7 protein-coding genes are annotated in these 12094 nt (G+C 71.3%); 1 reads left to right on the forward strand and 6 read right to left on the reverse strand.

Annotated elements, in window-relative coordinates; translation table 11 throughout:
- From ABOD76_RS04520 to ABOD76_RS04540, 5 genes are all read right to left on the reverse strand, one after another.
- On the reverse strand, window positions 1-1317 hold the full coding sequence (locus ABOD76_RS04520) for an AAA family ATPase (RefSeq protein WP_350241851.1): 1317 nt from the start codon (window positions 1315-1317) through the stop codon (window positions 1-3).
- Window positions 1314-1946, reverse strand: coding sequence for an RNA ligase family protein (locus ABOD76_RS04525; RefSeq protein ID WP_350241853.1), 633 nt, complete (start codon window positions 1944-1946; stop codon window positions 1314-1316). Before ABOD76_RS04525 ends, ABOD76_RS04520 begins: the two co-directional genes overlap by 4 nt.
- A gap of 870 nt (window positions 1947-2816) precedes the next feature.
- A complete protein-coding gene (locus tag ABOD76_RS04530; protein ID WP_350241855.1) occupies window positions 2817-3089 on the reverse strand; it encodes a DUF4242 domain-containing protein in 273 nt (90 codons plus the stop codon).
- A 108-nt stretch (window positions 3090-3197) separates the two neighbouring features.
- Window positions 3198-5798, reverse strand: coding sequence for an ATP-binding protein (locus tag ABOD76_RS04535; protein ID WP_350241857.1), 2601 nt, complete (start codon window positions 5796-5798; stop codon window positions 3198-3200).
- A gap of 186 nt (window positions 5799-5984) precedes the next feature.
- Entirely contained in the window at window positions 5985-8702 is a 2718-nt protein-coding gene (locus ABOD76_RS04540; protein ID WP_350241859.1) for a hypothetical protein, read from the reverse strand.
- A gap of 832 nt (window positions 8703-9534) precedes the next feature.
- Here ABOD76_RS04540 and ABOD76_RS04545 point away from each other — a divergent pair.
- On the forward strand, window positions 9535-10173 hold the full coding sequence (locus ABOD76_RS04545; protein ID WP_350241861.1) for a helix-turn-helix domain-containing protein: 639 nt from the start codon (window positions 9535-9537) through the stop codon (window positions 10171-10173).
- 124 nt (window positions 10174-10297) lie between these two features.
- Here ABOD76_RS04545 and ABOD76_RS04550 read toward each other — a convergent pair whose 3' ends face one another.
- Complete coding sequence (locus ABOD76_RS04550) at window positions 10298-11644, reverse strand: cyclopropane-fatty-acyl-phospholipid synthase family protein (protein ID WP_350241863.1); 1347 nt, start codon at window positions 11642-11644, stop codon at window positions 10298-10300.
- Window positions 11645-12094 lie beyond the last annotated feature (450 nt).

The raw sequence follows: 12094 nt of genomic DNA on the forward strand, positions 1-12094 counted from the left end.
CTACCAGAGGTCGCGGGGCCGGCGGCCCGCACCTTCGAGCTCATTGGGCGGGCGGTCCCCGGCGGCCGAGAAGCCGGCCAGCTGCGTCCAGCGGTGATACTCGTCCAATCCCAGGGTGCGGTGCGCTTCGGGGAGGGAGGGGAACTCGGCGTGCTCCACCTGCTGCGCCAGCACCTGCGGCGGCACCGCGTGCTCCCGGCCGGGGTTGCGTCCGAACAGCGCGCTGAGCGGCGGCTGGAACACCACCAGGGTCACCAGCGCGCCGTAGTCGAAGCCCAGCCCGATGGGAACGCGCCGGAAGTCGCGGCGGGTGTTGGTGGCGTCCCAGACCACCCGGCCGTGGCGCCGCAGCGCGGCGCGAAGCTGCTCCTTTGCTACCTGCAGCACCTGCCCGTTGACCGACTGGTCGGCGCGCTTGCCCGCCAGGTCCTGCCGCAGCGCGTCCAGCGACACGACCGTGTGGTCCGGCAGGTGCTCGGCGATCCAGCTGCTCTTCCCGGAGCCGCTGGGCCCGCAGGTGACCACCAGGTCCGGGAAGCCGCCGCGGGCGGCGTACCCGCGGGCGACCGCTTCGTGCGGCGTGTGAATCAGGCCCGCCTCGTGGTCGAGGATGCCGCGCTGCAGCGTCAGGTCCAGCAGGGCCGCCGGGGCGTCCGGCAGGGCCGCGCAGACGTGCCGCGCCCAGTCGGCGTACGGGTCGTCCCCGGTCCACAGGCCGTACTCCTCGGCCTGCAGCCGGAAGTACTCCAGGTCGTCCAGCCGCGCCGCCTGGTCGGCGGTGACGCGGCCGCGGGTGTCCGCCACCTCCAGCAGGTACAGCAGCCGCAGGTCCACCTGCCGCGCCAGCCGGCGGAAGGCGGCCGGGGTGCCGGCCTCCAGCGTCCGCACGGGGTCGTGGTGGTGCCCGACCAGGGCCATCACCTGCCGCTGCACCGTGTGGGGCAGCTGCAGTTCCGGCAGCCGGTAGGCCAGGAAGGAGCGGCCCCGGTCGGCGTGGCGCGGTGAGATGATCCGTTCCCGGCCGGCGCGGTCCAGCTCCCGCCGGGTGGTGAGCGGCTTGCCGATGTCGTGCAGCAGCGCCGCCAGGACTAGGGCCAGGCGGGTCTCCGGGTCCAGGCGGTGCGTGTCCGCCAGGTCGTACGCCTCCTGCAGCACCAACGTCGTATGCACGGCGACGGTGCCTTCCGCGTGCCACTGGGGGTCCTGCTTGGTGTCATGCAGCCGGTCCAGCAGCGGCAGCACATCCCCCAGCGCGGCCGTCAGCGCACCGAAGTCGGGCCTGGCTCCACCCCGCAGGGCGTCCAGCAGCGGCCTCATGGTTCGCTCCGCAGCCGGTTCGGCACGACCGCCTGGTGCATCCAGTGCTCGTCCGTCTGCACGTGCCCGGGACGCACCACCTTGGCCAGGTGGTCCTGGAAGTCGGCGTAGGCGAACCCCGCGGTGGTCCGCACCACGTATCCCTCCATCACCCGCGGGTCCACCGGAAGGGCCCGCACCGTCGCCTCGTCCCAGAGACCGCGGTACAGCTGCCGGGGTGTGGGCACGCCCAGCCGCCCCGCCCACGCGAGCGTGCCGTCCCAGTCCAGGGCGGTGTTGGTCTCATCCCAGACGCTGAACAGGTAGAAGTAGCTCTCCAGGTCGTCGTACCCGAGCGAGTGGCGGGCGTAGAGGTTCTCGCCGCACACCCGCCACCCCGGCGGAATCAGGTACCCGATCCGGCCCTGCAGGCCCTTGACCCAGTCGCGCGACGGGTGCGGCCTCGGGTCCAGCGAGCGGGCGTGCAGCCCGGAGCGGTACAGGGTGGTGTTCTCCCCGTCGAGCTTCTCGGTGACCACCACCTCCCGCCCCGCGAAGCCGGTGATGACCCCCAGGACCGTGTCGTCGTGGCCCGCGCCGAGGGACCAGGGCAGGTGGGGGATTCGAGGGTACTTTCGCCGGGTGTCCATCGCAGATCCCCAGCAGCCTAGCGGGTCCAGGCGCGCCCGGTCAGCGCCGTCTGGCCAATTCCCGCTAAGCCGAAGCACCTATGGCCATCCGGGCACCCTCGCCCTCCCCTGCGGGCAGGATGGACCTGCAGCGGCTGGAGCTAGGGCTGGACGAGGACGGGAATGGCGTGGTGGCCCTGCGCGACCCGGACGGCCACCTGCAGGGCCTGAAGATCCAGGTGCTCCGTGCCGAGGGCCGGAACGACCTGGAGCTCCCGGAGGGCCACGGGAACCCGCCCTGGTTCCGGGGTACGGCCCGCCGGCGTGCTGTGCGTGGAGGGCGAACTGAACGCGATGGGGTCACGGCGCTGGCCCTTGAGGGCACCGGCTGGACCGTGGTCGGGCTGGGCAGTGCGTTCGGCCTGGTGCCTTGGGTGTGGCTGGAGCGGTGGGCCCGGCCGGTGGCTTTCTCGCTCGACCCTGGACGGGCGGGCGACAACAGCGTCGGCACCTGGCTCGCTGAGGTGGCCAGCAGCGGCCTGGACGCCCGGCGGGTTGATCCACTCCTGGCCGACGGGAACGCCTGCGACTACGCCCACACCTGCAAACGCGTCGCCTGGCCGCCCGCTGGGCCCAGCTCCTGCACGGCTGACACCGCGCAAGGAGCCCAGGCACACCAGCGACACATCGGCGCGGCCGGACCCCTCCCTCCAGGGCGGCCCGTGCCGAACCCTGCAGGTCACCCACCCGTTGCTCCGCGCCTGAAGTCAAGCGGTGTGCTTATGCCGCGTCCGAACCTGACGCACGACAGTGGCCCTGAGCTCTGCGAACTCGTGCCTTTTCCGTCTGCGCTGGCGACGAACAGCGTGGAAGGGCATCCCCGGGCGAGTTCTACCTGTAGAAGTACGGGTCGAGCACCGAGACGGCGGAGATCTGGTCCACGGGCAACCCATTGCGCTCGGCTGCCTGACGGATCGCTTCGGTCGTGGGGCCGTCGTAGATGCAGAAGGTTTTGCGCTTGTCGTCACTGACGTACGAGTGGACCCAGGTCACGCCGACGTCCGCATTGCGGTCCACGACGTTGAGGCAGGCGGCGGCCCCCTCACTGTTGATGGGGATCTCGAGACCGTTCGGGAAGGTGCGTTCAACCATGTAGCGCGGCATTCCAGCCTCCTTGGTCGAGCGTGAGTGGTTGCCCGGACCACCACGATTGTCCGCCGCCCGGCGTCACCACACATCGGGAGGACTCCCCAGATTGACGGTTCCGGTTCCCTACGTTGGAAGGAGGGCCAGCCGGGTGGCTTCCCGCACCGCTTCGGTCCGGTTCCGCACGCCGAGTTTCGAGAGGATGGAGGACACGTGGTGTCCCACCGTCTTGGCGGAGAGCCCGAGCCTCGCGGCGATTTCCGTGTCCTGCAGCGCTTCACCCAGCAGGCGCAGCACCTCCATCTCCCGGGGCGTGAGGTGGGCGGCATTGGCGCGCGTCGAGGGCCGGGGTCCCCTCGGAATGCCGCCGGCCCCACGTTCACGCAGGCGTTGTGCGGTCCTCACGGCCGCGGGACGGGCGCCGAGGCGCTCGAAGGTGTGCAGGGCCAGTTTGAGGGCGTCTTCCTGGTCTCCCTCGGCCAGCGCCCTGGCGGCCTCGTACGGGCAGTGCAGGCGGTCCCACGCGGCCGCGGCGTCCGGCCAGCGGCCGGCAAGCTGAAGGGCATAAGGCTCGGCCATCCCGGGGCCGGCGGGTACGGCGCCGTCCGCCTTCCAGCGCCAGTACGCCAGCTCCCCCGCGAACCAGGGGTGCTGATGCTCGCAGGCCAGGTCGTACACGGCCTGCGCCTCCTCCCGCACCCGGTCAAGGTCCCCGGCCAGCCAGGCGGCTTCGGCCCGCGCGGCCCGGACCGGCGCCAGCCGTTGCAGCGTGCCGGTCTGCACGGCCATCTCCAGGGCTTCGTCCAGCGCGGGCCACACCTCCGGATCACCGCGCCGGGTCCTCACCCGGCCCAGCGCCAGCAGGGCCATGATCCGGCTGGTCGCGGACGTGCCCGGCCGCCCGGTGACGGCCAGGGCCGCCTCGGTCGCCTCGGTCCAGCGGCCCTGGTACGCGTGGGAGAGCGCCTGCCACGCCAGCATGTACAGCCGGTGCCCGTCGATGTCGTGCTCCTCGCAGTACCGCAGCCCGTCCTGGAGGTACCGGTCGGCGCGGGGGAACTGGTACAACTCGCCGGCCACCGAGCCCAGCATGCGGTACGCCAGGGCCACGTGCTCGTCCAGCTTCAATTCGCGCGCCAGGTCCAGGCTGCGTTCCAGGAACGCGCGTCCCACCTCGTCCTCCTGAAGGAGGCTGGCCGTCCCGACGGTGTTCAACGCGAGCACCAAGAGCGAGGGGCGCTGATGCGCCTCCGCGAGCTCGATGGCCCGCTGACCCCAGCGAATGGCGTCCTGATTGTCACGGTTCAGCATGCGCAGGTGCGCCTGGCACGCGTAGGCGAACGCCAGGGCGCCCCCGGGAGCCAGGGCGCCGAGGAGGTCCAGGGACGCCCGGCTCGCCTGTTCCGCGTCGGCGTTGCGCCCCATGCCCACGAACAGCCGCGCCAGATGCGAGAGGGTCTCCCCCGCGCGCTCCTGGTCGCCCATCTCCTGCCAGATGGCCAGGGCTGCCTGGTGCGCCCGGATGGCCTCTTCCGGCTGGTCGGTGATGAAGCACTCCTCCGCGTACTCGCCCAGGAGCCGCGCGTGGTCCGCTGGCGTCAGCCGGTGGGCCTGACGAAGCGCCCGGCTCAGTTGAGCGCCGGCTTCGCGGTGGGCTTTCAGCGCCCTGGCCCGCCGGGCGGCCAGCCGGGCGAAGTGCAGGACAGCCTCGGCGTCGTTCGCGGCCTCCGCGTGTTCCGCCAATCTCGCGGCGTCGATGGACCGCGCGGGCGCGGTGCTCAGGACCTGCAGCACGCGCTGATGCAGCTGGAGCCGCCGCTGTGGAGACAGGCTTTCCAGCACCGCCTGCCGCGCCAGTTCATGGCGGAAGCTGAGCGCGTCCTCCTGCCCATGGAGCACCCCCACGCTCAGGCACTCGTCGACGGCGTTCAGGGAAGACGGGAGGACGCGCTCCAACAGCCACAGCTCGATGCGGGAACCGATGACCGAGGCCGCCTCCAGCACCGCTCGCGCGGGGGTGGACAGTCTCGCCGCCCGCGCGAGCACGGCGTCTCGAACGGTGGGGGGAACGCCCCCGGTGGCACTGGCGAGCACCTCCGTGACGTAGAAGGGGTTGCCGCCCGTCCGGCGGTACAACTCGGTGGGTTCAATGCCGCTGCCTTCCGCCAGACGCCCGACGGCGGGCTGCGACAACGGGGAGAGCAGCAGGCGCCGGGCGGAGGAACACGTCGCGAGGTCGCCAAGCACGGCCCTCAACGGATGGGTGGGCCCGACCTCATCATCCCGGTAGGAGGCGACGAGCAGCACGCGGGTTCTGTCGAGGCGCCGTCCGAGGAAGCGCAACAGGTCAAGGGTCGCTTCGTCCGCCCAGTGCACGTCCTCAAAAACGACGATCTGAACGGTGCGCGCGTTGGACAGGATGGACAGGAACGCGCGGAACACGGCGTCCCGCCGGCCCGTCTCCAGCAGCAAGCGCTCCAGTTCGCCCCCCAGCACGCCCGCGATATCCAGCAGAGGACCGAGCGGGCGCGGCGTGGCGAGCGGATCGCAGGCCCCCACCAGAACCTCCGCCTGACGTTCCGACCTCCGGATGAACTCACGGAGAAACACGGTTTTGCCCACCCCCGCTTCGCCGGCCAGGAGCACCAGCCTACCCTCGCCCGAAGCGGCTTCTCGCCACCACCCGAGAAGTTTCTCCAGCGAAGGGGCCCGCTCCAGCAGGTTCATGCCAAGAAAAGTGTAGCTGGACCTGGGGTGAGGGTGACGGTTGGATCGATCTGGGTGACGGGGTGCTGCGCGGTCGACCCTCCTTGCCGACCAGTGCATTGTCTGTCCGGGTCATGGGTTCCACTGAACCTTTCCCTGCGCTGATTCGCATTCATCCAGCCTGCGCTCAGGCAGCGCTCTGTAGGTCTACTGCTGCAGGGAGCGCCTGGCGGCGGCGGTGCCGGTGAAGGCGGTCAGCTGGGCGCGCAGGGTGGCGCCCGGCTGAGCGGTGACGGCGGTGGCGGCGGCCGCCAGGTCGCCGAGCGGCTCGTCCAGTACCGACCACAGCAGGGTCAGGCCGGCCTGCCGGCGGCGCGCCACGCCCCAGGTCCAGGTGTTGTCCACATGCAGCGGATCCAGCACCCCGGTGTTCATCAGGGCGGCCGGGCTGAGATAAGTGTTGACCATGGCGCCCTGGCTGTCCGAGTACTGCAACATCAGCTCGCCGGGCCGCTTCCCGGCCCGCAGTTCCAGCGTCTGACGCCGTTCGCGTGCCTGCAGGTTGCCGTCGACGTCCAGCGACAGCCGCCGTTCGAGGCGCAGCCCGAGAAGCCGGGACGTCCCCGTCGCCGCACGGGCGTCCGACAACGCGCTCAGCCGGGGCCGGGGGTCCGGCGCCAGGGTCAGCGTGCCGGTGCCGGGCAGCAGATCATCTCCGGACATCGTGCCGACCAGCCCGGGGTCGCCCTGCGCGTGCAGGCGCAGACATTCGGTCGTCAGGTGGGTCCGCGCGCGCTCCACCAGCGCCGCCACCCGGCGCAACCCCTCCTGGTGGGTGGCGGCCGGCGTCCAGCGGGCGGCGATCGCGTCGGCCAGCCGACTTCTGGCCTCCTGCTGACGTTCGGAGCTCGGCGGCGCGGACGGCTCCAGGCGGACTGAAACGGCGTCCCACGCCACGGCAAGGCGATCTCGTCCGGATCGGAGCGAGGTGGGGGCAACGGGCGCCACCTCGCTCGCGGCGTCCAGCTGCACGCCCACCTCCCGTGCCCAGAGGGCGATCAGCGTCGCCTCGTCGCGGGTCGGCAGGCGGTTGCTGAGGCCGCGCGCCTGCCCCAGCCGCCAGGTGGACGCGGCTGGCGGACCCTCGCCGTTCTCCTTCTGCAGCAATTCCAGCGTCAGCAGCGGAACGGGCCGCTCGTCGTCTGGACCTCGCGCCAGGACGCGAATGATGCGCACCTGTCCGGCCCGCACACGCTGCGCGTAGCCGCCCCAGCCGACGCAGTGCGCCAGTGCCCGGCCGTCGGCCACCAGGTCCTGCGGGTGCCGGGCCAGCCGCAGCGACCAGACTCCACCCGTCCAGCGCAGCACCCGCTCCAGGGCCGGGTCACCGGGCGTCCGCTCAAAGGACCGCTCGCCGCCGATGGCCTCCTGCAGGTGGGCCTCGCTCAGTCCGGTGGCGTGGCAGGCCTCCTCCCGGACCCGGTCGAGCGCGTGCTCGCGGGCGGCCTGGACCGCCTGGAGGGCGCCCACTGCTTCGGTCAGCCCCGGAACGACGAGCAGGGCCCGTGCCGTTGCCTGTCGCCAGTCGTCGTCTGGGCCGGGCGTGTCCGGCTCCGACGTCCGGAGCGGATCTGGCCCGGCATGGGCGCCCAGACGCAGGTGGCCGCGCCCGGTCAGCACACCGCTCAAGTCCGGCAGGGGGAGATCCTGTTCGGCCGGCAGGGCGGCCACCGCGGTGAACAGGTCAACGACCTCCTCCAGTGCGGTGGAGAGCCGGCCGTCCTGCAGGAGCGCGCTCGCCGGCCCGGCGTGGGGCAGGCCGGGCACCAGCAGGTGCAGCGGACCGGCCGCCGCTTCGGCCGCCAGGCACCGGTGCGGCGAAACGCTCACGGCCCGCGCGGCCGTCCAGGCGCTGCGGCGCACGGGACACGACCCGGCGGCCTGGGCGGCACGGCCCCCCTCGTCTGGCCGGATCGGTCGGCCGTGCCGGAGGGAGGCCCTCAGCGTCTGGCCGAGGGCGTGCACCGGCCCCGCCGCGACTCTCGGCAGCAGCCTCGACAACGCCACCGCGGGGCTGCGCGCGCCCTGGACCGCCCGCAGCACGTCCTGATCCGGAAAGCTGGCGAGCGCCGGCTCCAGCACTGCACTGAGCGCCAGCCGAGCCCGACGAACAAAGGCGTCCGGATCCAGGTCAACCGCCTCAGGGGCGGCAGGAGGCGTGGCCCGACCAGCGGAAGACGCCCGGGCCTTTCGCTGCCGGTCGCGCGCCGCCCGCCCGGCGGGGAGCGGTCCGGTCATCGTGGCGCCGCCGCTCACATCCTGCAGGAGCGCCGCGCGGGTGATCCAGGCGGCGGTGGTCTGCGCCCAGCAGTCCGTTCCGGGCTGCGGTTGATGCCAACGGCAGAGCTGATGCAGATGCCAGCCTTCACGCACCGGCACGGCCACCGGATGCCAGGGCAGGACCGCCACCGTCCGCCCGGGTCCGGCCGTCCACCCGGGCGCCACGCCTCCCGGCACAAGGGCGTCCTCCCAGGCGGCCGCCAGTTCGAGCAGGCTGCGCAGGGCCAGCATCCGTTTCAATCGGCGCTGAACGGCGCGAGGAGCGGCGGCCTCAGGATCGCTCGACGCGGCGCCGGTCAGGAGCTGCGGGAGCGCGTGGGCCTCCTCCAGAATCTGCGCGTGCAGGGTCCGGAGCGCCTGGTCAAGGTCCGCCTGTGGAACGAGCTGCCACGGCACCTGAACCGGCACCGCACCGGAGTTCACCGATTCGATCAGCACCGTTCTGGGTCCGACCGTGAACCTCAGCGGCCCGCTGATCTCGGTGTTCGCCCAGGGAATGATGTCGACCTGCGTCGCACAGCGGCCGAGGGCACGCTGGTGCTCGACCTGCCGCTTCAGGCCCACGGTGGAGGTGTGTCGGGCCATCAGCGAACCACCTGGAGCAGAGCGGAAGAAAAGACAACGTAAGGCATGACCACGAGGCTATCCGGAGGCGCGCGAACGGCCGTCTGCCGGCTGGCCTAGCCCAGGGCGCCTCCCGCTAGGCTGAATGGCCAGAAGGTGAAGCCCGCCCAGGGCAGGCCGGCGACGTTCACCGTGTCCTCCTGGCGTCCGCCGGTAACGTCGCGGCGTCTTTGGGTCCGTCTCCATGGGCAGCGGTGAGCCGGCGCCCATGGGCCGTGCCGCAGAAGGTATGGGGGTACCGGGCACCCATCCATACCCAACATTCCGCATCCAGAGGCCCAGCCCCCGGGCCGTGGTGCGCACCTGAGCCGTGGCAGGCACCCGGCCCACGTCCCTTGCAGCACGTCACGTGGTCAGCCGCGTCGACGGCGAACGTGTGTTCATCGCAAGTTCCAAGGGGTGACGAGGCGGGGCTGCGGGTCGGTGGTCCGCGCCGCAGGAACGGGGTCGTTTCCACCCCCGAACGCCGACCCTGGGTTTCCCGTCAGCCAAGGGACCGGGCACGACCACGCCTGGACCCCGCTCCTGGTGGGCCAAGGTCTGGGCTGACCGTGCTGTCCGTGCCGATGTGGAGTCGGCGTCAGGGCGGGAGCCCCGCTGCTTTTCTCAGCCTCTCGTGAGTTCCACCGCCTGCACACTTGAAGGGAGACGCCTGCCAAGGGCGGGAACACCCGAGGACTTCGGTGGGCTCTGACCTGTCCCGCCCGGGTGTGGGCCTCGTCATGCGCGTGCTTTGCCAGCCTGGGGATGTCTCTCCATGAGCATGTTCAGCGGAGGTGTTACCCTTCAGGCCATGGCCCAGCCCGCGTCGAGCAGCATCCCGGTCGAGCACTGGGCCACCACGCCGGAGCAGGCTCACCTGCTGCTGCGGGCCGATCTGCATCCGCTGCTGCTCCGGCTCATGACAGCGCCCCAGAGTGCCAGCGAACTGGCGCTCGCGCTCGGCTGCACCGTGCAGGACGCCCACTACCGGCTGCGGGCCTTGGAGCGCGCGGGCATCGCGCAGGTGGTCGAGACGCGCGCGCGTGCCGGCCGGCCGATCAAGCGTTACCGGATGCGCAGCGACTGGTTCGTGCCGTTCGAATTGACCTCCGCCGAGACCCTGTTGGAGTTTCTGGAACAGCAGAACCAACCGCGCATGAACACCTTCCTGCGCCACCTGTTCGGGCACCTGCAGGCAAAGCGGGAAACGCTCGGCTTCCGGCTGCGCCGGGAGGGCGAGGAGACGTCGCTGGTCATCAGCACCGCGTCTGGCCGTGACCCGCTGGAGGACCGGCCCCACCTGATGCAGTGGACCGAACTGCGCCTGACCCCGGACCGCGCCTTCCAGCTGATGGAGCGGCTCGGGGAACTCTTCGAGGAATACGCGCAGGACGACGAAGAAACGACGTTCACCCTGGGCTTGTTTCTGGGCGAGGGCGCCCTTCATTGACCCCGTCCGGGCCGTGAGGCCACAGGGGACGGGCTTCGTCACGAGGACACGTGCGAACGCCCATGTCCCTGCTGGGACACCAGGACGGCTCAGGGGCGATGGGCCTGGGGTGCGCTGCCCCAGCTCAGCGCGGTGGGGGCTGCTCGATGTCGGCGCGGCTCAGGGGCACGCCGGCGTGACCGTCGGCGTCGGGGCGCGCCAGCAGCGACTGCACCACCCCGATGCGCCCCGCTTCGAACGATTGGGCGCTGCCGGACATGTACAGCCGCCAGATCCGGTACGTCACCTCGTCCGCCAGCTGAACGACCGACGCGTGGTGCTGCTCCAGGCGGCGAATCCATTCGCGCAGCGTCAGCGCGTAATGCTCGCGCAGGTTCTCCACGTCGCGCGTCTCGAAGCCCGCCTGCTCCGCGCGCTGCAGCGTCTCGCTGATGCGCCGCAGGTCCCCGTCGGGGAACACGTACTCCTGGATGAAGGAGAAGCGGTTCAGGTACCACTCCAGCAGCCCGAAGCCCCAGCGCACGAAGCGCGGGGTGGTCGCGGTGACGATCCCGTGGTTCAGGAAGAGGCCGCCGGGTTTGAGCAGCCGGTACACGCGGGTGAAGTACTCCTGCAGGCGGGCGCGGCCCACGTGTTCGACCATGCCGACGCTGGCGATCTTGTCGTACTGGCGGCCGGGCGGCACGGCCCGGTAGTCCATCAGTTCGAAGGTGACCCGGTCCGCCACGCCGGCCGAGTGTGCGCGCTGCCGCGCGACGTCCAGCTGCGCGGGGCTGAGCGTGATGCCGGTCACGTGGACCCCGTAGTGCTGCGCGGCGTGGATGGCGAGCGCGCCCCACCCGCAGCCGATGTCCAGCAGCCGCTCGCCGGGCTTCAGGCGCAGCTTGCGGCAGATCCGGTCGAGTTTGGCCACCTGCGCCTCGTCGAGCGTTTCGTGGCCGCTGGGGAAGTACGCGCAGCTGTAGACCATGCGCTGGTCGAGCCACAGGGCGTAGAAGTCGTTGCCGACATCGTAGTGATAGCGGATCGCCTGGGCGTCCCGGGTGGTGGAGTGCACCTCGCCTTCGTGAGGCGAGCTGCGGCGGGGGCGCGGCGGCGCGTCGTCTCCGGGGAGGCTCAGCAGCAGCGGCAGCAGCAGCAGCCAGGTGGCGGGGCGCAGCAGGGTGGTGCCGAGCGGCACCAGCTGACGCAGCAGCGCCACCAGGTCCCCGTCCACATCAAAGTCGCCGTACAGGTACCCTTCGGCCAGGCTCAGGTCGCTGGGCGGCAGCAGCATGCGGCGCAGCGCGCCCGGCCGGTTCAGCACCAGCGTGGCCGGGGCGCCCCTCGGTCCCTCCTGCTGGCCGTCCCACCAGCGCACCCCGAACGGGCGCGTGGCAGGTGGACCGAACAACACCCGCAGGATCCGGCGCGACACGGTGAGGGCCCGCGGCTGCGCGAGCGAGGACCCGGAGAGCTGCAGGCCGCTCACTGGGGCCACCCGGGGATGCCGCTGCGGTGTCTCCCGCGGTTTACCCGTGGACGTCGCGCGGCGCGTTCCCCGTTTGACTCGTGCAGGGTGACGTGCCGCCGGGGCGTGTGACGGACCTGCGCGTGCAGCTGCAGCGGTTCGGGCTCGGTCTCATCCATGATTCCATTCGAAACCTTTTCAGATGGAATGACAAGTTCAGCAAGCCTTCATGATACGGCAACGCGAGGGCTGGCGTGAAGTCGATGCGGACCTGTCCCCCAGCTCGGCGCGCGCGGCAACCCTGCCGAACGGGGCCGCATGTCACCGAACCTCAAATCACCTCCCACTTAGACTTGCAAAACAACTTACAGATCCTTAGACTGCCGTAAAATCGAATGCAAGAAGACGTTCACTCGGGGTTCGCCCCGTGCTCGAGCTGTGCCTCGCGGTTGAAGGAGCATGCATGCTGTC

The sequence above is a fragment of the Deinococcus sonorensis KR-87 genome, assembly GCF_040256395.1.
In the GTDB taxonomy this organism is placed as follows: Bacteria; Deinococcota; Deinococci; order Deinococcales; family Deinococcaceae; genus Deinococcus; species Deinococcus sonorensis.

Excerpts from the sequence above, each read along its gene's own strand:
- ABOD76_RS04520 (WP_350241851.1), bottom strand. The coding sequence starts at position 1,317 with ATGAGGCCGCTGCTGGACGCCCTGCGGGGTGGAGCCAGGCCCGACTTC.
- ABOD76_RS04525 (WP_350241853.1), bottom strand. The coding sequence starts at position 1,946 with ATGGACACCCGGCGAAAGTACCCTCGAATCCCCCACCTGCCCTGGTCC.
- ABOD76_RS04540 (WP_350241859.1), bottom strand. The coding sequence starts at position 8,702 with ATGGCCCGACACACCTCCACCGTGGGCCTGAAGCGGCAGGTCGAGCAC.
- ABOD76_RS04545 (WP_350241861.1), top strand. The coding sequence starts at position 9,535 with ATGGCCCAGCCCGCGTCGAGCAGCATCCCGGTCGAGCACTGGGCCACC.
- ABOD76_RS04535 (WP_350241857.1), bottom strand. The coding sequence starts at position 5,798 with ATGAACCTGCTGGAGCGGGCCCCTTCGCTGGAGAAACTTCTCGGGTGG.
- ABOD76_RS04530 (WP_350241855.1), bottom strand. The coding sequence starts at position 3,089 with ATGCCGCGCTACATGGTTGAACGCACCTTCCCGAACGGTCTCGAGATC.